The following is a 22,394-nucleotide window of genomic DNA, read 5'->3' on the forward strand; positions in this document are numbered from 1 at the left end:
CTACGCTGGGGTCCAGGGGCACGGCGAAAGGCGGCACGCATGCAGGGACTCGAGATCACGGTCCTGTTGGGCCTCGCCATGCTCGTGGGCACGGTGCTGGCGCCGCGGCTCAAGATGGCGACGCCCCTCGTGCTGCTCGTCATCGGCCTCGCCCTCGGGTTCATCCCCGAGCTGCGACAGATCGAGCTCCCGCCCGAGACCGTTCTGCTGCTGTTCCTCCCGGTGATGTTGTTCCGCGAGGCGTGGACGACGTCGCTGCGTTCGGTGCGCAGGTCCCTTCGCTACATCATCCCGATGAGCACGCTGCTGGTCGTGGCATCCGCCTTCGCCGTCGCCGGCGTCGCCACCTGGATGGGTGTGCCGTGGGAAGCCGCCCTGGTGCTGGGCGCCGCCGTCGCCCCGCCCGACGCGACCGCGGTCGCCGCCCTCGGTCGACTGCTCCCGGCCAAAACCTTCATGAAGCTCAAGGCCGAGAGCCTCACGAACGACGGCACGGCTCTGGTGCTCTACGCCATCGCCGTGGCGCTGCTGCTGGGCGATCAGATCACGCCGCTGCAGATCACGGGCATGGTGCTGCTGTCCTACCTCGGTGGCGCTGCCGCCGGCATCGCCGTCGCCGTCCTGGCCTTCTTCGCGCTGCGCCGCATGCAGTCCACCCTCACCATCAACCTCACCCTCGTGCTCGTGCCGTTCGTGGCGTTCCTCGTCGCCGAGATCATCGAGGCGTCGGGGGTGCTCGCCGTCGTCTTCGCCGGACTCATCGTCGCGTGGGTGTCGCCGCGCATCACGACCGCGATCTCCCGCAGAGCAGCGGATGCCACCTGGCCCTTCGGCGTGTTCCTGCTCAACGGCGCGCTCTTCGTGCTGATCGGGCTGGAGGTGCAGCTCGTGCTGCACGAGATCTCGCCGTCCGAGATCGGCATCCTGCTCCTCATCACGGTGGCGACGTGGATCGTGCTGTTCGTCGTGCGCTACCTCTTCCAGTGGCTGTTCTCCCCGTTCTCGCGCCCACCGGCGGCGTCGTCGCGCTCGCTCCGACACCGCTCCCGGGTGGTGAGCACCGTCTCCGGCTTCCGCGGGGCCGTGTCGCTCGCGATCGCCCTCTCGGTGCCGACGGTGACGGCCGCCGGCGGTCCCGTGCCGGGGAGGGATTCCATCGTCTTCGTCACCGCGGGCGTCATCGTGCTCACACTGCTGGTGCAGGGTCCGCTGCTGCCGGTGGTGATCCGATGGGCCAAACTGCCGAGCGATGACGCGGCCATCGAGGAGTACGAGCTGGCCGAGCGCGCCATCTCGGGCGCCGCGCTGGCCGCCCTCGACGAGCTCGCCGTCGAGCACGGAGTGAGCGACCGGGTGCGCGATCGCGCGCGCCGCGAGGGATACGAGCGCCTCGAGCTGGCGAATGCGCGGGCCGTCGCCCGCCAGCGCGCGGCCGAGGAACGCGACCTCGCCGAACTCGACGCGTCGCTCGACGACGACTCGTCGACCACGGGCCCCGTGCCGCCCGACGCCGACGGCGACGCCCGGCGCCGCCCCACGGGGGCGGACGGCGCCGCGACGACGGGCGGGCTCGAGATGATCGCCGTCAGCGACGACATCGATGTGACGCAGCGCTCCCCCTTGCTGCGGCACGACGAGGCGAGAAGACTGCGCCTGGCGGTCCTCGAACGCAAGCGCGAGGTCCTGCTGCGCCTCCGGCGCGAGGGCACGATCGACGACCTCGTCGCTCGGAAGATCCTGGCCGGCCTCGACCTGGAGGAGATCAGGGCTCGAGGAGTCGAGAAGTCGAGCGAGTGACCGCATCTCACGGCGCGAGCGGGTCCGGCCGAGATCCGTCCCGCTCTCGAAGAGTATGAGCAGGCGCGTCGCCCCCTCATCGACGACTCACTGCCCCGGTACGAGCAACCCGCTCTCGTAGGCGGCGATCACGAGCTGCGCACGGTCGTGGGCGCCGAGTTTGAGCATGATGTTCTTGACGTGCGTCTTGGCCGTGTGGGGCGAGATGAACAGGGATGCCGCGACCTCATCGTTCGACCGGCCGCGTCCGACGTGTCGCAGCACCTCGCGTTCTCGGTCGGTCAGCATCGTCAACGACGGCGCGTCACCCGACGTGGGAGAGCTGCGCCGCACGTACTTCTCGATCACGCCGCGCGTCGCCGCGGGTGACAGCAGCGCGCCCCCCTCGTCGACGGTGAGCACCGCGCGCACGATCTCGTCGGGTTCGGCACCTTTGCCGATGAAGCCGCTGGCGCCCGCGCGGAGGGCCGCGACGACGTATTCGTCCTCCTCGAACGTCGTGAGGATCAGCACGCGGGTGTTCGTGAGAGCGGGGTCGGCGCAGATGCGTCGAGTGGCCTCGATCCCGTCCATGCCCGGCATCCGGATGTCGCACACGACGACGTCGGGGCGGAGGCGCGTGGCGAGCGCGACCGCCTGGTCGCCGTCGGCGGCGTCGCCGACCACCTCGATCCCGTCGGCTTCCAGCAGGTCGCGCACCGCCGCGCGGATGAGCGCCTGATCGTCGACGATGAGGACACGGGTCGGGCTCACGGGGCGCCTCCGGCCCGGGATGCCGATCGTGCAGCGTGCACCGGCAGACGCGCGGCGAGGCGGTAGCCGCCGGGGGCGGGGCCCGCGTCGAGGCGACCACCCGCGGATTCGACGCGCTCGCGCAGGCCGATCAACCCGAAACCCGAGGGCGAGGGTACGGCTCCGGACGCCGTGCGGTCGAGCGGGTTCGTCACGACGATCTCGAGATCGTCGCCGTCGCGGCGCAGCAGCACGTGCACACGCCGGGCGGTGCCGTGCTTGAGGGCGTTGGTGAGACCCTCCTGCACGACCCGGTACGCGACGATGTCGACGCCGAGGGGCAGCGCGTCGACGGGGTCGCGGTCGTCGCGCACGACCACCTCCCACCCGGCCACGCGCACCGACTCCACGACGTCTGCGAGCCGAGCGAGTCCGGGCTGGTCGCGACCGTCGACATCATCGGGGGTGCGCAGCACGGCGAGCATCGACCCGATCTCGGCGAGAACGTCGCGGGAGGCGGTGCGGATGGTCGAGAGGGCCTCGCGCGCCTTGTCCGGGCGCGTCTCGAGCGCGGAGCTCGCCACGCCGGCGTTGAGGCTGATGACCGAGATCTGGTGGGCGACGGCGTCGTGCAGGTCACGGGCGATACGCAGGCGTTCCTCGCTCACACGACGCCGGGCTTCCGCGTCTCGCGTCTGCTCGGCCCGCCGGGCGCGCTCGAGCACGGCCGCGACGTACGCGCGGCGGGAGCGGGCGGCGTCTCCCAGCGCTCCGGCCAGGGCGACGGCCAGCCCGACCTGGAGGAACCGGGTGTCCAGCCCCGTCGTCAGGGTCACCACGATGCTGGCGCCCACGAGCCCCGTGACCGCGGCGATCGCGACGGGCGCGGCCTCTCGGCGTCCGACGCGGTCGGCCATCGAGTACGCCGCGATCACCACCGCCAGCGCTGCTCCGGGGCCGAGGGTGCCGAGGGCGAGGGCTGCGACGTACAGCGCGATGCAGACCACGAGCGTCACGCGCGGCCACCGGCGACGCAGCGGCAACACGAGCGCCGGTACGACGACGAGCGTGTGAACGAGCGGGCTCCCCGGGCGCAGCTCCGGAAAGGGCACCGGAGCGAACGACGGCACGATCACGAGCACCGCGATGACCACGTCGACCAGCCAGGCTCGCCCCGGCGGGACCAGGCGCGGCGGGGTATCCGTGGCCGGGTCGGGTCGCATCCTCCCAGTCTGGACCGCCCTCGCGCCGCGGGCATCACCCCCACGGGGCATCCGCGAGATACCCCCGCGGGGGGGAGGACGCCACCCCGTCGGAGCGATGCGGCGCACCGGCCTCGCGAGCGAGGGTGAGGTCATGGCATCCGAACCTCCTCCCCCACTCCTGTCCGTCACCGATCTGCACAAGTCCTACGGCCGGGGTTCCGCGCGTTTCGACGCGCTGCGCGGCGTCAGCCTCGACATCCGCCGCGGCGAGAGCATCGCCATCGTCGGCAAGAGCGGCTCGGGCAAATCCACCCTCATGCACCTTCTCGCGCTCATGGATGCCCCCTCGAGCGGCACGGTGCGTCTGGAGGGGACGGATGCCGCGACCCTGCGCGGACGCCACCTGAACCGCACGCGCAACAAGACGTTCGGCTTCGTCTTCCAGCAGTTCTTCCTCACCCCGAGTGCCTCGGTGCTGGAGAACGTCGTGCTGCCGTTGAAGATCGCCGGCGTGGGGCCCGGCGAGCGTCGCCGCCGCGGACTCGCGGCGCTGACGGAACTCGACATGCAGGACAAGGCCAGGAACAAGGCGACGGCCCTCTCGGGCGGCCAGAAGCAACGCGCCGTGATCGCTCGTGCGCTCGTCAACGACCCGCGAGTGATCTTCGCCGACGAGCCCACGGGCAACCTCGACTCCGCGACCGGCGCGGTCGTGGAGGACATCCTGTTCCGCCTGAACAGGGAGCACGGCATCACCCTCATCGTGGTGACCCACGATGAGGACCTCGCCGCCCGGTGCGACCGCCGGGTGCTCATCCGCGATGGCGTCATCGTCGCCGAAGAGCGGAGAGCCGCATGAAGACCACCGATCTGGTCGCCACCGCGGCCGCGAACACGTTCCGCTCCAAGACCCGTACGATCCTCACGGTGCTGGCCATCTTCGTGGGCGCCTTCACCCTCACCCTGACCAACGGCCTCGGCACGGGGATCAACCGGTTCATCGACGATACGGTGTCGTCGATCGGCTCGGCGGACGTCCTCACCGTGACCAAGACCGACACCGGCGCTGCGGCGTCCGGCGAGCCGCAGAAGTACGATCCCGAGGCCGTGTCGTCGGCGAACACGAATCCCGGCCGACCGGGTGCGACCGCGACCGTGTCGGCGCTGACCGATGCCGATCTGCGCGAGATCGCGACGCTGCCCGGAATCGAGTCGGTGACCCCCACCAAAGCGGTGAGCATCGATTACGTTCAGGTCGACGGCGGGGAGCGCTACGTCGCGAGTGCCGGATCGCTCATCGGTGGACAGACCCCGCAGCTGACAGCCGGAGAGGCGCCCGACGCCTCCACCGACGCGCTGCAGACCGCGATCCCCGAGTCGCTCGTGACACCACTCGGCTTCGCCGACGCGGCCGACGCCGTCGGAGCCACCCTCACGGTCGCCGTCTCCGACCCGGTGCGCACGCCGCACCTCGTCGATGCCACGATCACCGGCGTGACCGAGGGCGCCTTCGCTTCCGCCACCTCGCTGACCACCAACCCCGCGCTGGAGGACGCGCTCTTCACCGCGCAGAACACCGGCGTCCCGGCCGACGAGCTCGACCGCTACGCCAGCGCGAACGCGTTCCTGGCGTCACCGGCGACCACTCAGCAGGTCGACGACGTGAAGGCGGCCCTGACGGATGCGGGATACTCCGGCCAGAGCGTTTCGGATCAGCTGGGCACCTTCAAGGCGGTGATCGACGGCATCGTCCTCGTGCTGAACGCCTTCGCGGTCATCGCGCTGCTGGCGGCGAGCTTCGGCATCGTCAACACGTTGCTCATGTCGGTGCAGGAGCGCACGCGCGAGATCGGCCTGATGAAGGCGATGGGCATGGGCAGCGGTCGCGTGTTCTCGCTGTTCAGCCTCGAGGCGGTGATGCTCGGACTGCTGGGAAGCGTCATCGGCGCGGTCGTTGCGATCGGCGTCGGCACGGCCGTCAGCGCGCAACTCGGGCAGACGCTCTTCAGCGACCTGCCGGGCCTGCAGCTCATCGCCTTCGATCCGGTGTCGATCCTGACGACGACCGTGGCGATCATGGCCATCGCGTTCCTGGCGGGCAGCCTCCCCGCCGTCCGAGCGGCCCGGGCCGACCCGGTGGAGTCGCTGCGGTACGAATGACCGCGGCACGGGCCCGGAGTCACGACCCCGGGCCCGTTCGCCCGTGGTCCGACTCCGTGCGGAGCGGCGCCGCGGTGCGGACGTCCCGCCGCACGCGAACTCGGGGCCGCGTCACCGGGCGCCGGTCCGCGCTCAGACGCGCGAGTGCTCCGACGCCCGCCGCACCTGATCCGCGGTCGGCGTCACGCCGGTGTAGCGCGCAAACTGACCCGCGGCCTGCAGGGCGATCACCTCGGCGCCGGTGATGACGCCGGTGCCCGCAACGCGGGCGGCACGGATGAGAGGCGTCTCGGCCGGGAACGCCACGACGTCGAACACGGTGTCGGCCGCGTCGATGTGCTCCGGCGAGAAGGCCAGGGTGTCGGCATCCGGCCCGTCCATGCCGAGCGGGGTGACGTTGACGATGATCGCGGCGCCGGGTGCCGGATCGTCGGCCACCCATCGAGCCCCGTACGCCGCGGCGAGCGCGGGCCCGGCCTCGGCGTTTCGGGCCAGGACCGTGATGTCGGTGAAGCCGGCGCCGTGGAACGCGGCCACGACAGCCTTGGCCATGCCGCCCGATCCGCGCACGAGGACGGATGCCGCCGGGTCGAGCCGGTGGCTCTCGATCAGGCTCGCGATGGCCTCGTAGTCGGTGTTCGACGCGGTGAGCACTCCGCCGTCGTTCACGATCGTGTTGATGGAGCCGATGGCCGCGGCCGAGGCCTCGATGTCATCGACGAGGGGGATCACGGCCTCTTTGAACGGCATCGACACCGAGCAGCCCCGGATGCCGAGGGCCCGCACTCCCCCGATCGCCGCCGCGATGTCGGTGGTGGTGAACGCCTTGTAGACGAAGTCGATGCCGAGCTCCGCGTAGAGGAAGTTATGGAAACGCGTGCCGATGTTCGACGGGCGGCCCGACAGCGAGATGCAGAGGGTGGTGTCTTTGCTGAGCTCGGGCATGGGTCTCATCTCGTCGCGCGGGCGGATCTCTCATGCTACGGCGGGTCCGAGGGCGAACGGGATGCCGCGGGCGCGATGCCGGCGTCGAGGACGGCACCCGCCCGTGCTCACGCATGTTCCCACACGGGTCTCCCCGGCACGACGAAGGGCCGGAGCCTCTCGGCGTCCGACCCTATCGTGGTGAACCTCGCACGGAGGTTCGGGGCGATTACGCTCCCCCGTTGATCACCGAAAGGTACGACCCGAAGGGACGCTCGGTCTCGATGGCGGCGAAATCGTCGGCGATGCCCTCGTGGGGCGCATTCTCGTTCTGCATTCCCCGAGTGTCCCGCAGGGATCGTGGGAGGGCAGGGCTCTTGACACTGCCTAATAACTCACCTAGCTAACTACTTCAGCCTCTAGGCTTTCGATCCGCTGCTCGAGGTACGCGATGTAGTCCGCCATGTACGACAGCTTCGCCTCGAGCCGGTCCAGGCGAGGACTGATGTGCCCCTGATTGAAGCTGAAGGGCACCTTGAGCGGGTTGTCGGCGTCGATCTTCGCGATCACGGCACGCAGCCGGTTCACGTCTCCGGGCTCGTTGGTCATGCTCGCCAGCGTACGCTCGCGGTTTATTCGGCCCCAGGTGTTGACGGGGCGAGCATGATGATCCCCGCGCCCACGAGGGCGACCGCCGACCCGATGTAATCCCACACCGTGGGACGGAAGCCGTCGACCACGATCCCCCACGCCAGCGATCCCGCGACGAACACGCCCCCGTAGGCGGCGAGCACCCGCCCGAAGTTCGTGTCGGGCTGCAGAGCCGCGATGAACCCGTACGCGCCGAGGGCCAGGATGCCGAGCAGTGCCAGCCACCACCCGCGGTTCTCGCGCACGGCCTGCCAGATCAACCACGCACCGCCGATCTCGGCGACGGCGGCGAGCGCGAAGAGGATGACGATGCGGGCCGTGATCATTCCGCCATTATCCGGCGGAACCCGCGCGACGTCGGAGCGCTCGAGGTGCGTGAGGTGCAGGTCGGGCCGTGCCCGGCGTCGACCGGGGCTCTCTCGTTACGAGAGACCGCACAGCGCATGACGCTTGAGGAACATTCGGGGAAGACAGGCATTCCGTTGGCTAGATTTCGGACCGGAGGTGCTCATGTCCCGACCCCGAACCGTGACGCACGTCTATACGCTGCAGACCGGCTGGCAGAAGTCGCTCGAAGGCCCGTTGACCGCCGAGCTCGCCGACGCGCTGCGCCGCAGAGGCGTGTCGATGGTGCGCGCCCGTCGCGGCTTGTTCGACGTGCGCGAGGTGTCGCTGCTGAACGAGTCCCCGCCCCGGTGAGGAGACCGCGTCGCCGGGAGCCGTCAGAAACGCCCCGCAACGCCGTCGCCCGCATCGGGAAGGGTGCCGCGTTCCACGCCTGAGCCTCGCGGCCGCCCCGTGCTGCGCGCACGTGCCTAAGCTCGAGGAGGTCGCGTCGGCGGCGACGAGGACTCGGCGAAAGGATGCCCCCCATGGCCGATGCTCTCACCGCCCGCACGGTCCCTCAACGCAGCACCGAGGACGCGAGTCTGTACGCCGCCGGCATCCTGTGGATCTGCGCCGCCGTCGTCTACCTCGGTGCCGAAGCGGTGTCGGCCGCCGCATTCCCCGGGTACGACTACGCGCACAACTACATCAGCGACCTCGGGGTTCCGGAGATCGGTCCGCACGACGGTCGGTTCCTCGATTCGCCGCTGAGCGGGGTGATGAACGCAGGCTTCATCGTCCAGGGCGTGCTGTTCTTCCTCGCGACTCTCCTCGCCGCACGGGGACGACGCCGCACGCGACACTCCCCCGTGTTGTGGGTGGCGCTCGCGGCGCTCCACGCGGTGGGGATCACGCTCGTGGCAGTGGTGCACGGGGGCCCACTGGCGGCGGCATCCGGGATGATCGGCATCCACGTCGTCGGTGCTGCGCTGGCGATCGTCTGCGGCAATCTCGCGTCGATCGCCGGAGGTCGGGTGCTCGGCGGTCGCGCGTTCCGGGTCTTCAGCGTGACGATCGCTGTCGCCGGACTGCTCTTTCTTGTGGGGCTGCAGACGCACCCGTCGATCGCCGGCATGTCACTGCCCGACGGCGTGTGGGAGCGCGGCAGTGTCTATGCGGTCACCGTCTGGGAGCTCGTGGCCGGGGTCGTGCTGGTGGTATCCGCGCGCCGAACGCGGTCGTCGGCGACGTGAGGGGGGCGGCGCCGCTCCCGCCGCGGGCGGCCCCGCCCGGATGAGATGGCGTGACGCAACCGCCGGGTGACTTCGGCTCTTGTCTGACACTCTCGAAGCGTGAAAGCTTTCCGGTGCCGTGTGTGCGGCAACGCCCTGTACTTCGAGAACTCCGTCTGCCTGTCGTGCGGGACGGGTCTCGGCTACTCGCGAGACGAGGCGGACATCGTTCCGGTCGACGGCTACGGACGGTACGTGGATGCCGCGGGGCTCATCTGGCACGTGTGCCGGAACCTCAATCTGTCGGGGTGCACCTGGCTCGCGCGATTCCCGGGCGGTCAGTGCTCGGCGTGCGATCTGACGCGGGTGCGTCCGAACGACGCGGATGCCAAGGGGCTCTCGCAGTTCCCGGTGGCCGAGCGCGCGAAGCGCTGGCTGCTCGTCGACCTCGACCGGCTCGGCTTCCCCGTCGTCGGAAAGGGCGAGGATGCGACGTACGGCCTCTGCTTCGACCTGCTGTCGAGCGTGGCCGAGAACGTCACGATCGGCCACGCCGACGGGGTGATCACGATGGATCTCGCCGAGAGCGACGACGCCTACCGCGTGCGCGTGCAGGAGCAGCTCGGCGAGCCGTATCGCACCATGCTCGGTCACTTCCGTCACGAAGTCGGCCATTACATGGAATGGCGCCTGGTCGAGGGCACCGACCGCATCGCAGAGGCGCGCCGTCTGTTCGGCGATGAGACCGCCGACTACCAGGCGGAGATCGACCGTCACTACTCTCAGGGACCGCCGGCGAACTGGTGGGAACGCTACATCTCCACCTACGCCACCATGCACCCCTACGAGGATTTCGCCGAGACGTGGGCGCATTTCCTGCACATGACCGACACGGTCGAGACCGCCCACATCTACGGTTTGGCGCGCACGGGCGGCATCCAGGACTCCCCCTCCTTCCGCGCCTTCGTGACGGACACGTGGATACCGCTGTCCACCGCGCTCAACATGGTCAATCGGTCGATGGGCAAGGCAGACCTGTACCCGTTCGTCATCCCCGACCCGGTGCTCGACAAGCTCGACTTCATCGCGTCGCTGCGGCCAGGAAGCTGACGGGGGCCTCGGGGCTCGGGGCTCGGCGCTCGTTTCGCGGCGTGCGCACAGTCGAGTCGGGTACCCCTGCCAGCGGGAAGAGCACGCGGATCGCGGACACCCCGGACCGATGATCCTCCGGGCTCTCGCCTCGATGCAGGGGGATGACACCCCTCGCCTGCGAGCGGGGGTTCGCCTACGCTCGCGGCATGCGAAAGATCGGTGCCCTCGCGGCTGCGATCCTGGTGGCCGCAATGCTGTCGGGGTGCGGCTCGCTCCCCGTCTCGCCGTCTCGATCCGCGTCGGCAACACCGACGGAAACGAGTTCGGCGACCGAGGATGCCCTCGCGCAGGAAACCGCCTACTACACAGCCCTGCGCAAGCAGCTGCCGCAGACCGATCTGTCCAATGCGGGCCTGTGGATCGACCTCGGCCGGGCCGTCTGCAAGGCGTTCGACGACGGCCTCACCCCCAAAGAGGTCTTCGACTCGATGTCGGGCGGTGCGATCACGCAGCCGGAAGCCAGCGCGGTCGTCGTGATCTCCGGCATCCACCTGTGTCCGGAATACGCGCCCACGCCGTAGCGGTCACCCTCCACCGCCCAGCGGGGCCGTACGGAAAGTTCGCAGGCCTTCCGGTCTCACACCGGGGGCGACCACCCATGCGGAGTAGCGTGGGAGAGGTGACGGAACCGCAGTGGCATCCCTCCGAGGACGGCATCAACTTCCATACCCGCAAGTGGGTCAAGCCCGAAGACCTGAACGCCAACGGCACGCTGTTCGGCGGCAGCCTCCTGCGCTGGATCGACGAGGAAGCGGCGATCTACGCGATCATCCAGCTCGGCAACTACCGCGTCGTGACCAAGCTGATCTCGGAGATCAACTTCGAGGCATCCGCCCTGCAGGGCGACCTCATCGAGATGGGCCTGACCGCGACGCACTTCGGTCGCACGTCGCTCACCATGCGCGCCGTCGTGCGCAACATGATCACGCGCAAACGGATCCTCACCATCGAACGGCTCGTGTTCGTGAGCGTCGACGAGGACGGTCACCCGAAGCCCCACGGGTACACCGACATCACGTTCGACCGCGACAGGATGCCGCACGAGCACCCCGCGGCCGGGAGCATCTCCCTGGCGTGAGGTCGGCGACCCGTCGTGGGTGAGGGGGTCACGCCCCATGGCCCGTCGCGCGGCCACACCAGCACCGCGCACGGAGAGAGGAGGGTCTCATGACGCACACGATTCGAGTCGTGTACTGCACGCAATGCGCGTGGATGCTGCGCGCAGCGTGGATCGCGCAAGAATTGCTGACGACGTTCCAGACCGAGCTCATGGGTGGCGGCGCGACGCTCGAGCCCGGCACCGGCGGGATCTTCGAGGTCTACGCCGATGGGGAGCGCGTGTGGTCGCGCAAGAGCGACGGCGGCTTCCCCGACATCGTGGAGCTGAAGCGCCGCGTGCGCGACCGTATCGCGCCGGAACGGGAGTTGGGTCACGCGGATCGGGCGGCGCGACGGGACGGCCGGGCTGTCAGCGCCCGAGAAGCGGGGACGTCCGAATGAGATCGCGTGAGGATGCGCCGACGGCGGGGAGGGGCGAGGGCGTGGGCGTCGAGAAGGCGTCGAGGGTGAGGGTGAGGTAGCGGCGCCAGCCGTCGCTGCCTGCCGGTGTTCCGACGATGGTGCTGATCAGCATCAGGATCAGTGACACGAGATCATCTTCGACAAGATCGGCACGGACGAGCCCGTCTTGCTGCGCCTGGGCCAGGAGCGTCCCGAGTCGAGGTCGGAACGACCCGATGATCGTGTCGGTCACGGTCTCGAAGACGCCTGCGGTGGTGAGCAGTCCCCGCTCCGACGCGATGATCGACAGGATGCGGGCGAACACCGCGTATAAAGCCTCGAGGCTGGTCGACCCCGCAGGCTCGTCGTCCACGAGCGGTGCGAGCTCGTCGTCGACGATGTGCTGGAACACCGCTGTCACGAGGTCTTCGCGTTTCGGGAAGTGACGATGCAGGGTCGCGATGCCCACCCCGGCTTGTGCGGCGATCTCGTCGAGGGAGGGCTCCCCCGCGTCGAAGCTGTAGGCCTGTCGCGCGGCGCTGACCAACTTCGCGCGGTTCTCACGCGCGTCACGGCGCACCCCGGTGTGAGACATCTCACGATCATTTCACAGACCATAAGCAAGACGCGGCTATCACTTATGGCAGGATCTGATAGCCGTATCTCACTTCGAAGGGTTGACCATGGCTGCACTCCTGTTCACACTCGGCACGCGGTGCGCTCGACACGCGAAGGTGGTCGTCCTGGCGTGGGTCGTCGTGTTGCTGACCCTCGTCGGTGGGGCCGTCGCTTTCCCGGGCACCTTCAGCGGGGGCTTCACCCTGCCGCCCACTCAGGCGTCACAGGTGCTCGATGAGATGGATGCCGCGTTCCCGGATGCCCACTTCGACGAGGGGACGGCCACCGCGGTGGTTCGTGCGCGAGAAGGGATGCCGGTCACCGACAACACCCAGAAGGCGGCGATCGGCACTCTGGTGACGGAACTGTCTGAGATCGACGGGGTGCGGGCGGTACTCAGCCCGTTCGATACCGGTGCGGTCTCGGAGAACTCCGAGTACGCGCTGATCCAGATCGGCTTCGACTCCGTCGCGGGCGACGTGACGCTCGAACAGAAGGACGCGTTGCAGGATGCCGCGAAGGCGGCTCGTGATTCCGGTCTGACCGTCGAGTTCGGAGGGAGCATCTTCCAGGGGCTGCCCGAGGTCGGTCTGAACGAAGGCGGTGGCCTGATCGTGGCCCTCATCGTGCTGATCATCGTGCTCGGGGGAATGATCGCGGCGATCATCCCGCTCGTTTCCGGCATCGTCGGAGTCGGCATCGGCGTGAGCGGAGTGTTCATCGCCAGTGGCGCGATCGACGTGAACCAGTTGACGCCGCTGCTGCCGGCGATGCTCGGCTTGGCAGTCGGTATCGACTATTCGCTCTTCGTCATCTCCCGATATCAGAACGAACTCGCCGACGGCCGCGACCGCACGACCGCGATCGGCCGCGCCGTCGGCACGGCCGGTACCGCCGTGGTGTTCGCCGGACTCACCGTGCTCATCGCCCTGGCGCTGCTGACGACCGTCGGACTGGCGCTGCTCGCAGCGATGGGTATCGCCGCGGCCGGTACCGTCGCGGTGTCGATCCTCATCGCGGTCACCCTCACGCCGGCCCTCCTGTCCCTGGCCGGCGACAAGATCACACCGAAAGCGACTACCCGCGCCACCACCGCAGACGATGTCGCCCGGCCATCCGCACTTCGCCGCCGCCCGCATCTCGCCGAGAGGTGGGTGCGCGCCGTCACCCGCCTGCCCTGGCTCACCGTCGTCGCAACGCTCCTCGTGCTCGGACTGCTCTCCATCCCCGCTCTCTCGATGCGGTTGAACTTTCCCGACAACTCCATGGCCGCCCCCGACACGACCCAGTACAAGGCCAGCCAGATGATCGATGCCGGCTTCGGCTCCGGCTCCAACGGGCCCCTGGTCGTGTTCGTCACCTCGCACGACGCCACCGCCGCCGGTAATGCGGTGGCGACCATTCTCCGCAACCTCGACGACGTCACGTTCGTCAGTTCTGTCGTCCCGAACACCACCAACGATGCCGCCTACATCCAAGTCGTGCCCTCAGAGGGACCGCTCGCCGCTTCCACCGCGTCCCTTGTCGGCGACATCCGCGACAACGCCGCACGATGGTCGGCGGACGCGGGGGCGGAGTCCCTGCAGGTCACCGGCCAGACCGCCATCGACATCGACTCCGGGGCCGCGTTCAGTGAAGCGCTCGTCCCCTACCTCGCGCTCGTGGTGACCCTCGCGCTTCTGCTGCTCCTGGTCATGTTCCGCTCGATCCTCGTACCCCTCAAAGCGGCTCTCGGGTTCGTTCTCTCCGTCGGAGCGACCTTCGGTGTCGTCGTCGCTGTCTTCCAGTGGGGGTGGGGCGCCGAGCTCCTCGGCGTACACACGCCCGGCCCCATCGTGAGCCTGCTCCCCCTCGCTCTGACCGGCGTCCTCTTCGGACTCGCCATGGACTACGAAGTCTTCATCGTGTCCCGCATGCGCGAAGAATTCGTGCACCACGGCGACGCCGGACGCTCGGTACGTCTGGGGTTCCTCTCCGGCGCTCGCGTCGTCGTCGCGGCCGCGATCATCATGATCAGCGTGTTCGCCGGCTTCGTGCTCGCCGAAGACACCCTTGTGAAATCCATCGCGTTCGCCCTGGCCGTCGGCGTCTTCATCGACGCGTTCATCGTCCGAGCGACTCTCGTCCCCGCCATCATGACGATCCTCGGGCGCGGGGCTTGGTGGATCCCCCGCTGGCTCGATCGGATCCTCCCGAACATCGACACCGAAGGAACAGCCCTCACCGCCCGCACACCGGCCCCCCAGGAGATCGACTCCCGGGGGTGAGGACCTCGAGGCGCGCTCGGTCGCACTCGACGCTCACGCTTGCCGCATACGTTACGGTGCGATATCGTAATGAGTATGAATCCAAGCCGCACCCGCGATGCGGGACGCCCCATGAGCCCAGAGATCGATGATGCGATTCTGACGAGCACCATCGACGCGCTGTCCGAGGTCGGCTTCCAGGGCCTGAGCATCGCCGAGGTCGCGCGCCGCGCCGGATCGACCACCCCGGCGGTGTACCGGCGGTTCGCCAACAAAGCCGAGCTCGTCCAGGCGGCAGTGACCCGAGAGATGGACGGACTGCCGGGCGACGTGGCCGACCAGGGCACCCTCAGGGCAGACCTGCTGGGGTGGCTCACGGCGATATCCCAGTCGCTCACCCCCCAGCGCACCCGTATTCTCAGCGGGCTCCTCATGGCCGCCGACCCCGAGAACGCGCCCATCGTCGACATTCGCGACCATCTCCGGCGGATGAGCCATGAGGGCTGGACCTCGATCGTCCGTCGCGCCACCAGCCGTGGCGAGCTCCGCGCAGATCCCGCTCCGCCCGACCTCAGTCGGATCCCCGGAGGCCTCATCGTGAGCCGCGCGCTCCTCCTGGAGCCCCCCATGGATGTCACCGAGCTCGAAGAACTGGTCGACGCCGTGTTCCTCCCGGCCCTCATGGCGGCCGCAACCTCCACCTCTGCACCCGAAAGCACAAAGGAGAACTCATGAGTACCACCAGCGCCCCGATCGGCCGCACCTCGGATATGTCGAGGGGAGGGAGGAAACACAAAGGCGTGAACGGGCTCTTATGGGCCCTCACCGGCTTGGCTATGGCCGCGGCAATCCTGCTCCCGCTGGTCACTCACAATTCGGCGTATGTCTACGCGCTGCTTCTGACCTTCCCCTTCGCGATCATCCACGGAATCCGCCGCTACGGATGGCGGCGCCTGTCGGCGTTCTTCGTGATCACGTTCGTCGTCAGCAACTTCTTCGAGAACCTGAGCATCGCCTCCGGCTTCCCGTTCGGCAACTATCACTACACCGGCTCGCTCAAACTCTTCGAGGTGCCGCTCAGCATCGGACTGATCTATTTCGGACTGGGCTATATCGCCTGGATCACCGCGTCGGCACTCCTCGATCGAGCCGACGAGACTCTTGCGTCGGGCTCACGCGCGGGCCGCATCAACACGGTGGCCCTCCCGCTCCTGGCGGGTGCGATCATGACGATGTTCGATGTCGGAAGCGACTCGAGTGCATCGACGGTCAACCACACCTGGGTGTGGGAAGACGGCGGTGGATTCTTCGGGGTGCCGTACACCAACTACCTCGGCTGGTGGTTCGTGACCTACAGCTTCTTCCAGATCATGGCGCTCATTCTCCGACGCACCGGCCCCGTGCCCACCTCGGCTCACGCGACGCCTCGCAGCCACTTCGTGCAACCCGTGCTGATCTACGGTTCGCTCGGCCTCGCGTCGGTCTCCAATTTCATGGTCATCCCCGACGGCATCGTGACCGACCAGGCGGGAACGACCTGGAGCGTCGCCGCGATGAACGAGACATTGATGACGGTCAACATCTTCTCTCTCGTCTTCGTTGCGATCCTTGGACTGGTGAAGATCGCGCATCTCAAGACGGACGCGCCCGCATCCTGAGCGTTGCTCGATCGGCCTGACCGTCTTTCCGTTCTGCACGCAAGGGTGGAACCTCGAGAACAGGAACGATCACCGAGACCAACGACGGAGGGCCGGAGACTCTTACGAGTTTCCGGCCCTTTTTGTCGGGATGACAGGATTTGAACCTGCGACCCCTTGACCCCCAGTCAAGTGCGCTACCAAGCTGCGCCACATCCCGTTACCCGCGAGCGGGCAACTCGTCTATCTTAGCCGCTCCGCGCGCGTCTCGCGAACCAGCGGCGCCCCGGGCGTGTGGGGGGCGGACGCGGGCGGGCAGTCCAGCGCATTGCCGATGTCGGAGCTCCTCGCTACGGTCTCGCACATGACGATCGAGATCCTGCCCGCCACCGGTGACCGATTCGACGACGCCGAGATCGCCCTCGACAGCGGCGACGGCCCCGAGTGCCAGTGCCAGTGGTGGCTCCTGCCGAACGGCCCGTGGAAAGACGCCTCCATTGACGACCGCACCGAGATGTTCCGCACCGAACTCGCCGGCGATCGCCCGCCCGGCCTGATCGCCTACGTCGACGGCGAGCCCGCCGGCTGGGTGCGCGTCGGACCGCGCACGACGCAGCCCCGGCTAGTGCGCACCCGCGACGTGACGGCATCCACCGAAGAACCGCTCGATGCCGACGACGTCTGGGCCGTGTCGTGCTTCGTCGTGCGCACCGAGCACCGCAGGAAAGGGCTGACGGCCCGGCTCCTCGACGCCGCGGTCGCCGTCGCCCGAGATGGCGGCGCCCGCGTGGTCGAGGGGTACCCGCTCGACCCCGCCGCGGCGAAGAAGTCGTCGAACCAGCTGTTCCGCGGTGTCCTGCCCGTCTTCGAAGCGGCGGGATTCACCGTCGTCGACCGGCCCAAACCCGACCGCGCGCTCGTCGCGCTGACGCTCCGCGACTGACCCGCCGACTTACGATGGAGGTTCGCCGAACGGGGACCCCACATGACGGATGCCAGTACCACCGCGCGCGTCGACGCGTGGCTGTGGGCCATCCGCGTCTACAAGACCCGCTCGGCCGCGACCACCGCGTGCCGCGCCGGGCACGTGCGCGTCAACGGCGAACGCGCCAAGGCCGCGCAACCCGTCCGACCGGGCGATGAGCTGCGGGTGCGTATCCAGGGGTTCGACCGCATCCTCGTCGTGAAGAAGACCATCGCGAAGCGCGTCGGCGCGGCCCTCGTCGCCGAATCGGTCGACGACCGCACTCCCCCGCCGCCGTCGAAAGAGAGCATGCCGTTCGTGCCCGTCCGCGACCGTGGCGCCGGGCGCCCCACCAAGCGCGACCGCCGCGAGATCGAGAAGCTCCGCGGGCGCGACAGCGACTGAGTCCGCGGCGAGAGACCCCGAGGGCATCTCCGCGAGGGGGGCATCTGCGATGATTTCGTACATCGTTCGGAAGGAAGCCGATGCCGTCGTTCTTCGATCTGCCGGTCTGGGTGGGGCTCCCCCTCTTCGTCCTCGCCGTCGTCGGGGTGTCGAGCCTGCTCGTCCTGCTCCTGCGCGGATGGGTGCGCAGGGCGTCGGCGGGGCGGGGCGAATGGGACCGGATCCTCAGCTACGCGGTCGGCGCCTACGGCATCATCTACGGAGTCACGCTCGGACTCATCGCAGCCGGGGCGTACGGAAACTTCGCACTGGTCAACAGCGTCGTGGTCCAGGAGTCGTCCGCGGTCGCCGTCCTCTACCGCGACGCGGGCTTCATGAGCGAGCCCGCGGCATCCGACCTCAAGGGTGCGCTCATCGCCTATACGAACGCCGTCATCACCGAGGACTGGCCACTGCAGGAACAGCGGATCGCCCCCGAGGCGACCGACGAGTACGTCACCGGGATCCAGAGGGCCATCGCCGAATTCCAACCCGCGAACGACTCGGACGTGGTCGCGAAGTCTCAAGCCATCGGCGCCTTCAACACCTTCGTCACCGACCGGCGCGAGCGCATCTCGCTGACCCACCTGTCGCTGCCGTGGATGCTGTGGATCGTCATCGGCGTGGGTGCGCTGCTGAACGCCGTCCTGCTCGCCCTGATCGAGGTCAAAGACCTGCGCATCCACCTGCTCATGAGCGGGCTGATCTCGACGTTCCTGGCGATCCTGGTCTACTCCATTGCCGGCTTCGACCACGTGTACTCCGGACCCATCGCCGTCACGCCGGAGCATTTCCGCGACCTGCTCACCGGGCTGTTCGCTCAAGCGCCCTGAGGTTCCCCGGGCGACGCCGCACAGGCATACGCCACCTCCGGCCCCTCAGCCGAGCCGGTCGCAGCGGCCGGTCACGACAGCATCCCGCGTCAGTCGAGCCGGTCGCGCAGCCAGCCCGCCCCGCGCACCGATGCGCCGAGAGTCTCGACCCTCGCCGCGAGGCCGCGGTCGCTGGTCACGACGATCACCGGGTTCCACACGCCCACCAGCTTCTCGGCCACGGCGACGATCTGATCGTCGCCCGACCCGGTCGCCCGCCACACCGCCACGCCGTCGTGATCGACGTCCGCCGCGCGCGCCTCCCCCTCGAGCACGGCGCCGACGAAGGGGAACCACCGCGTGGCGGGCAGCCCCAGCTCTGTGGCATCCAATCCCCCCTCGGCCAGGGCCGAGAGGCGGGTCAGTAGACGGCCGGCGGCACCCGCGCGATCCTTCCACCACCCGTCGGGCACCGAACCGACGACGTTGGCCACGTCGACGAGGATCGCGGGTCGCGCGTCGAGGGCCGCGCGCAGCGCGGGCCAGGCGGATGCGAATCCCGGATGCAACGGAAGCGCATCGACCTCGTCGACCGGCACCCACGCCAGCGCGACGCTCTCGGGGTCGCTGATCACCGGCTCGAACGGCGCGGTGACATCGGCGACGAGGGTCGTATACGACCAGATGCCGAGGTCGAGCACGCTCTCGAAACGTGCCTGCATGGCATCCCCGGGCACACCGGCCTCTTCATGCGATTCGCGCAGCGCACCGTCGCGAGCCGACTCACCCTCGTGCCGAGCACCGCCGGGCAGAGCCCAGGTGTCGCCGAAGTGACTCCATGACACGCGGTGCTGCAGCAGCACTCCCCGCTCGGCGTCGAGGGCCAGCAGACCCGCCGCACCGAAACGACCCCAGTACTTCTCGCCGCTGGGCGCGACGACCCAGGCGTCGCCGGGATCGCGGGGCCCGTGCGGACGCCGCGGTTCGTCCGGGGCGGGAGGTTCGATGGTCATCGTTCTCAGCCTCGCACACCCTCACGCGCACGGCGCAGCCGAATGACACATCACGCCACGCCGACGATCGATCGAGCCGTTTGATTCCCCATACGCACGCCCCGGCCGCACGCGCGCCCCGGCCCTGCCCCGCGTCAGTCGAAACGAGCCCCCTCGGGCCGCGGTCCGAGCACCGTGAACACGACGAGCACGAGGACGCCGATCACGGGCACCAGTCCGAGGAACACCCAGAAGCCGCTGCGGCCGGTGTCGTGCAGACGACGTACCAGCACGGCAAGGGTCGGGATGAAGGTCGCCACGGCCCAGATGACCCACACGAAGGTCAGGATGACGCCGAGGGGACCGGTGACCGTGAGCGACCCGTCGGCCTCGAGGCGCACGCCGTCGGTCAGCGTCGGCAGCGCGTTGAGCACGCTGCCGACGACGGTGCCGACCAGCACCCACCACCAGTACTCGCTGCGACTGGCGCGGCCGCGGAACGTGGCGTACTTCGCGAAGAAGCGCCGCACGGCCGCACCGAGGGGCGCGCCGTAGTACGGCTGGTCGAGGGGTGGTGCGACGTGGGTCATGACGTGTCTCCCATGCGGATCCCGGAGGCCGCGGCGGCTCCGTCGCCCGACTGTACCGAGGCGGCGGCATCCACCCCGTGCCCTTGCGCTCGCGCGTGAACCCCGCGTGCCCTTGCGCTCACGCGCGAACGCCCCGACTCCCTGAGAGGGAGCCGGGGCGTTCAGGACGCGGGTCAGCGCTGGCGCTTCTCGCGGATGCGCATGTTGAGCACGATGGGCGAGCCGTCGAAGCCGTAGATCTCGCGCAAACGCCGCTGGATGAACCGGCGGTAACCCGGGTCGAGGAACCCGGTCGTGAACAGCACGAATGTCGGCGGACGCGTCGCCGCCTGCGTGCCGAACAGGATGCGCGGCTGCTTGCCACCGCGGAGCGGGTGCGGGTGCTCGGCGACGAGCTCCGACAGGAACGCGTTGAACTTGCCGGTGGGGATGCGGGTGTCCCACGACTCCAGCGCCGTTTCGAGAGCCGGCACGAGCTTGTCGAGGTGACGGCCGGTGCGTGCCGAGATGTTCACGCGCGGGGCCCACGCGACGTGCGCCAGGTCCTGCTCGATCTCGCGCTCGAGGTAGCGACGACGGTCCTGGTTCTCCATGTCGTCGTCGTTCAGGCGGTCCCACTTGTTGAACGCCAGCACGAGGGCACGACCCGACTCGAGTACGAGGTCGATGATGTTCAGGTCCTGCACGCTGATCGGCTGCGAGACGTCGATGACGACGACGGCGACCTCGCTCTTCTCCAGCGCCGTGGAGGTGCGGAGGGAGGCGTAGAAGTCGGCACCCTGCGACAGGTGCACGCGACGGCGGATGCCGGCGGTGTCGACCAGGGTCCAGAGCTTGCCGCCGAGCTCGACGACCTCATCGACGGGGTCGCGCGTGGTGCCCGCGAGTTCGTTGACGACCACGCGCTCTTCGCCGGCGGCCTTGTTCAGCAGCGACGACTTGCCGACGTTGGGGCGACCGAGGATCGCCACGCGGCGCGGGCCGCCGATCTCGTACTTCGCGACCGCCGAGATCTCGGGCAGCACCTTCATGATCGCATCCAACAGGTCGGCGACGCCGCGTCCGTGGATCGCCGAGACGGGGTGCGGCTCACCGAGGCCGAGGTTCCACAGGGCCGCCGCCTCGGGCTCGTGCCGGGCGTCGTCGACCTTGTTCGCGATGAGGAACACCGGCTTGCCGCTCTTGCGCAGCAGCTTCACGACGTGCTCGTCGGTCGAGGTCGCGCCCACCGTGGCATCCACGACGAACAAGACGATGTCGGCGAGGTCGATCGCGACCTCGGCCTGCGCGGCCACCGAGCGGTCGATGCCGCGCGCGTCGGGCTCCCAGCCGCCGGTGTCGACCAGCGAGAAGCGGCGGTCGAGCCACTCGGCCTTGTACGTGACACGGTCGCGCGTGACACCCGGGGTGTCTTCGACGACGGCCTCGCGGCGACCGAGGATACGGTTCACCAGCGCCGACTTGCCGACGTTCGGGCGGCCGACGATCGCCACCACCGGCAACGCCGGAAGGAACTCGATCGCCCCCTCACCCGAGGCGAGGCCGGCGAGGAGCTCGGCGTCCTCCTCGTCGAGATCAAAGTCCTCGAGGCCGGCGCGCAGCGCTTCGGCCCGCTGTTCGGCGAGCACCTCGTCGAGCTGCTCCATCTTCTCGGCGAGCTGGTCGGGCCCGCCTTCGTACTCGTCTTCAACGCCCATCGCGGGCTCCCATCGTGGTCTCGACGACGTTCAGCACGGCGTCGACGGTCTGTTCGAAATTCAGGTGGGTCGAATCGACGACCTCGACGCCGGGGGCGGCGGTGAGGAAGTCGACGACCGTGGAATCGGCGGCGTCGCGGCGGTGGAGAGCTGCGGCGACCTTGGCGGCATCCTGATCGGTCGACTCGGCGCTGCGCCGGGCGGCGCGCACCTCGGGGGCCGCGGTCAGCAGGATGCGCACGGGTGCGTCGGGGAACACGACCGTGGTGATGTCACGGCCCTCGACGACGACGCCCTCGTGAGCGGCGGATGCCACGAGCCGTCGGAACAGCTCGTTCACCGCTTTGCGCACCGGGGCGACGCGCGCCACGCCGCTGACGGCGTCGGTGACCCGGGGCTCCCGGATCGCCGTCGTCACGTCGACGTCGCCGACGCGCACCCAGCGGTGCGTCGTGTCGAGCGAGATGGCGTAGTCGAAGTCGCCGAGCACGTCGAGCACGGCCGTCGCGTCGGAGGTGTCGGCCCCGTGCTGGAGCGCATGCCACGCGAGGGCACGGTAGGCGGCGCCGGTGTCGAGGAAGCCGTAGCCGAGCCGCACCGCCGCCGCCCGCGACACGCTCGACTTGCCGCTGCCGGCGGGGCCGTCGATGGCGATGACGACCGGAGCGGATGCCGAGCCCTCGGGCGCTGATCCGTCGACGGGCATCGTGAGCG

The 22,394-nt window shown here is 69.1% G+C and carries 25 protein-coding genes and 1 tRNA gene; 15 read left to right on the top strand and 11 right to left on the bottom strand.

Going from position 1 to position 22,394, the window contains the following annotated elements:
• The first annotated feature begins 39 nt into the window (after positions 1-39).
• Positions 40-1,797, top strand: coding sequence for a Na+/H+ antiporter (locus tag FHS07_RS00620; RefSeq protein ID WP_183417995.1), 1,758 nt, complete (start codon positions 40-42; stop codon positions 1,795-1,797).
• A gap of 87 nt (positions 1,798-1,884) precedes the next feature.
• On the opposite strand, the gene FHS07_RS00625 is transcribed toward FHS07_RS00620, so the two are convergent.
• Both FHS07_RS00625 and FHS07_RS00630 read right to left on the bottom strand, forming a co-directional pair.
• Entirely contained in the window at positions 1,885-2,550 is a 666-nt protein-coding gene (locus tag FHS07_RS00625) for a response regulator transcription factor (RefSeq protein ID WP_343054570.1), read from the bottom strand.
• Entirely contained in the window at positions 2,547-3,752 is a 1,206-nt protein-coding gene (locus FHS07_RS00630) for a sensor histidine kinase (protein ID WP_183417996.1), read from the bottom strand. The genes FHS07_RS00625 and FHS07_RS00630 overlap by 4 nt, the downstream gene beginning before the upstream one ends.
• 133 nt (positions 3,753-3,885) lie before the next feature.
• Here FHS07_RS00630 and FHS07_RS00635 point away from each other — a divergent pair, with 133 nt between their 5' ends.
• Both FHS07_RS00635 and FHS07_RS00640 read left to right on the top strand, forming a co-directional pair.
• A complete protein-coding gene (locus tag FHS07_RS00635; protein WP_183417997.1) occupies positions 3,886-4,593 on the top strand; it encodes an ABC transporter ATP-binding protein in 708 nt (235 codons plus the stop codon).
• Entirely contained in the window at positions 4,590-5,894 is a 1,305-nt protein-coding gene (locus FHS07_RS00640) for an ABC transporter permease (protein WP_183417998.1), read from the top strand. Before FHS07_RS00635 ends, FHS07_RS00640 begins: the two co-directional genes overlap by 4 nt.
• 132 nt (positions 5,895-6,026) lie before the next feature.
• On the opposite strand, the gene FHS07_RS00645 is transcribed toward FHS07_RS00640, so the two are convergent.
• The 3 genes from FHS07_RS00645 to FHS07_RS00655 form a co-directional block, all read right to left on the bottom strand.
• Positions 6,027-6,839 (bottom strand): shikimate 5-dehydrogenase, encoded by an 813-nt coding sequence (locus FHS07_RS00645; protein WP_183417999.1) that lies wholly within the window; start codon positions 6,837-6,839, stop codon positions 6,027-6,029.
• A gap of 378 nt (positions 6,840-7,217) precedes the next feature.
• Entirely contained in the window at positions 7,218-7,427 is a 210-nt protein-coding gene (locus tag FHS07_RS00650) for a hypothetical protein (RefSeq protein ID WP_183418000.1), read from the bottom strand.
• A gap of 23 nt (positions 7,428-7,450) precedes the next feature.
• Entirely contained in the window at positions 7,451-7,792 is a 342-nt protein-coding gene (locus FHS07_RS00655) for a YnfA family protein (RefSeq protein ID WP_183419351.1), read from the bottom strand.
• Between the two features lie 187 nt (positions 7,793-7,979).
• On the opposite strand from FHS07_RS00655, the gene FHS07_RS00660 reads away from it, so the two are divergent.
• The 6 genes from FHS07_RS00660 (at position 7,980) to FHS07_RS00685 (ending at position 11,680) form a co-directional block, all read left to right on the top strand.
• Positions 7,980-8,168, top strand: coding sequence for an alternative tryptophan synthase beta-subunit (locus FHS07_RS00660; RefSeq protein WP_183418001.1), 189 nt, complete (start codon positions 7,980-7,982; stop codon positions 8,166-8,168).
• Positions 8,169-8,341: 173 nt separating this feature from the next.
• Positions 8,342-9,049 (top strand): DUF998 domain-containing protein, encoded by a 708-nt coding sequence (locus FHS07_RS00665; protein ID WP_183418002.1) that lies wholly within the window; start codon positions 8,342-8,344, stop codon positions 9,047-9,049.
• A 99-nt stretch (positions 9,050-9,148) separates the two neighbouring features.
• Positions 9,149-10,138, top strand: coding sequence for a putative zinc-binding metallopeptidase (locus FHS07_RS00670; RefSeq protein WP_183418003.1), 990 nt, complete (start codon positions 9,149-9,151; stop codon positions 10,136-10,138).
• 188 nt (positions 10,139-10,326) lie between these two features.
• Entirely contained in the window at positions 10,327-10,701 is a 375-nt protein-coding gene (locus tag FHS07_RS00675) for a DUF732 domain-containing protein (RefSeq protein WP_183418004.1), read from the top strand.
• A gap of 98 nt (positions 10,702-10,799) precedes the next feature.
• Positions 10,800-11,258: an acyl-CoA thioesterase gene (locus FHS07_RS00680; protein ID WP_343054571.1), complete on the top strand. Its 459-nt coding sequence runs from the start codon at positions 10,800-10,802 to the stop codon at positions 11,256-11,258.
• Between the two features lie 89 nt (positions 11,259-11,347).
• Complete coding sequence (locus FHS07_RS00685) at positions 11,348-11,680, top strand: Rdx family protein (protein ID WP_183418006.1); 333 nt, start codon at positions 11,348-11,350, stop codon at positions 11,678-11,680.
• On the opposite strand, the gene FHS07_RS00690 is transcribed toward FHS07_RS00685, so the two are convergent.
• A complete protein-coding gene (locus tag FHS07_RS00690) occupies positions 11,649-12,275 on the bottom strand; it encodes a TetR/AcrR family transcriptional regulator (protein WP_183418007.1) in 627 nt (208 codons plus the stop codon). The two genes, FHS07_RS00685 and FHS07_RS00690, sit on opposite strands and share 32 nt — an antisense overlap.
• Before the next feature lie 88 nt (positions 12,276-12,363).
• Here FHS07_RS00690 and FHS07_RS00695 point away from each other — a divergent pair, with 88 nt between their 5' ends.
• From FHS07_RS00695 to FHS07_RS00705, 3 genes are all read left to right on the top strand, one after another.
• The gene (locus FHS07_RS00695; RefSeq protein WP_183418008.1) at positions 12,364-14,565 is read left to right on the top strand and encodes an MMPL family transporter; all 2,202 of its coding nucleotides are present in this window, start codon (positions 12,364-12,366) and stop codon (positions 14,563-14,565) included.
• 111 nt (positions 14,566-14,676) lie between these two features.
• The gene (locus FHS07_RS00700; RefSeq protein ID WP_183418009.1) at positions 14,677-15,279 is read left to right on the top strand and encodes a TetR/AcrR family transcriptional regulator; all 603 of its coding nucleotides are present in this window, start codon (positions 14,677-14,679) and stop codon (positions 15,277-15,279) included.
• On the top strand, positions 15,276-16,202 hold the full coding sequence (locus FHS07_RS00705) for a carotenoid biosynthesis protein (RefSeq protein WP_183418010.1): 927 nt from the start codon (positions 15,276-15,278) through the stop codon (positions 16,200-16,202). The genes FHS07_RS00700 and FHS07_RS00705 overlap by 4 nt, the downstream gene beginning before the upstream one ends.
• A 125-nt stretch (positions 16,203-16,327) precedes the next feature.
• Here the strand turns inward: FHS07_RS00705 and FHS07_RS00710 are convergent.
• Positions 16,328-16,401, bottom strand: a tRNA-Pro gene (locus tag FHS07_RS00710).
• A gap of 144 nt (positions 16,402-16,545) precedes the next feature.
• Here FHS07_RS00710 and FHS07_RS00715 point away from each other — a divergent pair.
• The 3 genes from FHS07_RS00715 to FHS07_RS00725 all read left to right on the top strand — a co-directional run bounded on the left by FHS07_RS00715 (position 16,546) and on the right by FHS07_RS00725 (position 18,422).
• Positions 16,546-17,124 carry a GNAT family N-acetyltransferase gene (locus FHS07_RS00715; RefSeq protein WP_183418011.1) on the top strand — a complete coding sequence of 193 codons (579 nt, stop codon included), beginning with the start codon at positions 16,546-16,548 and terminating at the stop codon, positions 17,122-17,124.
• A gap of 42 nt (positions 17,125-17,166) precedes the next feature.
• A complete protein-coding gene (locus FHS07_RS00720; RefSeq protein WP_183418012.1) occupies positions 17,167-17,550 on the top strand; it encodes an RNA-binding S4 domain-containing protein in 384 nt (127 codons plus the stop codon).
• 80 nt (positions 17,551-17,630) lie between these two features.
• On the top strand, positions 17,631-18,422 hold the full coding sequence (locus tag FHS07_RS00725) for a bestrophin-like domain (protein WP_183418013.1): 792 nt from the start codon (positions 17,631-17,633) through the stop codon (positions 18,420-18,422).
• An 89-nt stretch (positions 18,423-18,511) separates the two neighbouring features.
• On the opposite strand, the gene FHS07_RS00730 is transcribed toward FHS07_RS00725, so the two are convergent.
• The 4 genes from FHS07_RS00730 to cmk all read right to left on the bottom strand — a co-directional run bounded on the left by FHS07_RS00730 (position 18,512) and on the right by cmk (position 22,386).
• Positions 18,512-19,414, bottom strand: a complete 903-nt coding sequence (locus FHS07_RS00730) for an NUDIX hydrolase (protein WP_183418014.1) — start codon at positions 19,412-19,414, stop codon at positions 18,512-18,514.
• A gap of 134 nt (positions 19,415-19,548) precedes the next feature.
• Positions 19,549-19,983: a DUF805 domain-containing protein gene (locus tag FHS07_RS00735; RefSeq protein WP_183418015.1), complete on the bottom strand. Its 435-nt coding sequence runs from the start codon at positions 19,981-19,983 to the stop codon at positions 19,549-19,551.
• Between the two features lie 173 nt (positions 19,984-20,156).
• On the bottom strand, positions 20,157-21,680 hold the full coding sequence (gene der, locus FHS07_RS00740) for a ribosome biogenesis GTPase Der (RefSeq protein ID WP_183418016.1): 1,524 nt from the start codon (positions 21,678-21,680) through the stop codon (positions 20,157-20,159).
• On the bottom strand, positions 21,670-22,386 hold the full coding sequence (cmk, locus tag FHS07_RS00745) for a (d)CMP kinase (RefSeq protein ID WP_246383176.1): 717 nt from the start codon (positions 22,384-22,386) through the stop codon (positions 21,670-21,672). The genes der and cmk overlap by 11 nt, the downstream gene beginning before the upstream one ends.
• Between the last annotated feature and the right edge of the window lie 8 nt (positions 22,387-22,394).

The organism is Microbacterium proteolyticum, from assembly GCF_014192415.1.
In the GTDB taxonomy this organism is placed as follows: domain Bacteria; phylum Actinomycetota; class Actinomycetes; order Actinomycetales; family Microbacteriaceae; genus Microbacterium; species Microbacterium proteolyticum.

Bases quoted from the DNA above. Each gene is read 5' to 3' on its own strand.
- FHS07_RS00620 (WP_183417995.1), top strand. From the start codon at position 40: ATGCAGGGACTCGAGATCACGGTCCTGTTGGGCCTCGCCATGCTCGTG.
- FHS07_RS00630 (WP_183417996.1), bottom strand. From the start codon at position 3,752: ATGCGACCCGACCCGGCCACGGATACCCCGCCGCGCCTGGTCCCGCCG.
- FHS07_RS00635 (WP_183417997.1), top strand. From the start codon at position 3,886: ATGGCATCCGAACCTCCTCCCCCACTCCTGTCCGTCACCGATCTGCAC.
- FHS07_RS00640 (WP_183417998.1), top strand. From the start codon at position 4,590: ATGAAGACCACCGATCTGGTCGCCACCGCGGCCGCGAACACGTTCCGC.
- FHS07_RS00645 (WP_183417999.1), bottom strand. From the start codon at position 6,839: ATGCCCGAGCTCAGCAAAGACACCACCCTCTGCATCTCGCTGTCGGGC.
- FHS07_RS00650 (WP_183418000.1), bottom strand. From the start codon at position 7,427: ATGACCAACGAGCCCGGAGACGTGAACCGGCTGCGTGCCGTGATCGCG.
- FHS07_RS00660 (WP_183418001.1), top strand. From the start codon at position 7,980: ATGTCCCGACCCCGAACCGTGACGCACGTCTATACGCTGCAGACCGGC.
- FHS07_RS00665 (WP_183418002.1), top strand. From the start codon at position 8,342: ATGGCCGATGCTCTCACCGCCCGCACGGTCCCTCAACGCAGCACCGAG.
- FHS07_RS00675 (WP_183418004.1), top strand. From the start codon at position 10,327: ATGCGAAAGATCGGTGCCCTCGCGGCTGCGATCCTGGTGGCCGCAATG.
- FHS07_RS00685 (WP_183418006.1), top strand. From the start codon at position 11,348: ATGACGCACACGATTCGAGTCGTGTACTGCACGCAATGCGCGTGGATG.
- FHS07_RS00690 (WP_183418007.1), bottom strand. From the start codon at position 12,275: ATGTCTCACACCGGGGTGCGCCGTGACGCGCGTGAGAACCGCGCGAAG.
- FHS07_RS00695 (WP_183418008.1), top strand. From the start codon at position 12,364: ATGGCTGCACTCCTGTTCACACTCGGCACGCGGTGCGCTCGACACGCG.
- FHS07_RS00700 (WP_183418009.1), top strand. From the start codon at position 14,677: ATGAGCCCAGAGATCGATGATGCGATTCTGACGAGCACCATCGACGCG.
- FHS07_RS00705 (WP_183418010.1), top strand. From the start codon at position 15,276: ATGAGTACCACCAGCGCCCCGATCGGCCGCACCTCGGATATGTCGAGG.
- FHS07_RS00715 (WP_183418011.1), top strand. From the start codon at position 16,546: ATGACGATCGAGATCCTGCCCGCCACCGGTGACCGATTCGACGACGCC.
- FHS07_RS00720 (WP_183418012.1), top strand. From the start codon at position 17,167: ATGACGGATGCCAGTACCACCGCGCGCGTCGACGCGTGGCTGTGGGCC.
- FHS07_RS00725 (WP_183418013.1), top strand. From the start codon at position 17,631: ATGCCGTCGTTCTTCGATCTGCCGGTCTGGGTGGGGCTCCCCCTCTTC.
- FHS07_RS00730 (WP_183418014.1), bottom strand. From the start codon at position 19,414: ATGACCATCGAACCTCCCGCCCCGGACGAACCGCGGCGTCCGCACGGG.
- FHS07_RS00735 (WP_183418015.1), bottom strand. From the start codon at position 19,983: ATGACCCACGTCGCACCACCCCTCGACCAGCCGTACTACGGCGCGCCC.
- der (WP_183418016.1), bottom strand. From the start codon at position 21,680: ATGGGCGTTGAAGACGAGTACGAAGGCGGGCCCGACCAGCTCGCCGAG.
- cmk (WP_246383176.1), bottom strand. From the start codon at position 22,386: ATGCCCGTCGACGGATCAGCGCCCGAGGGCTCGGCATCCGCTCCGGTC.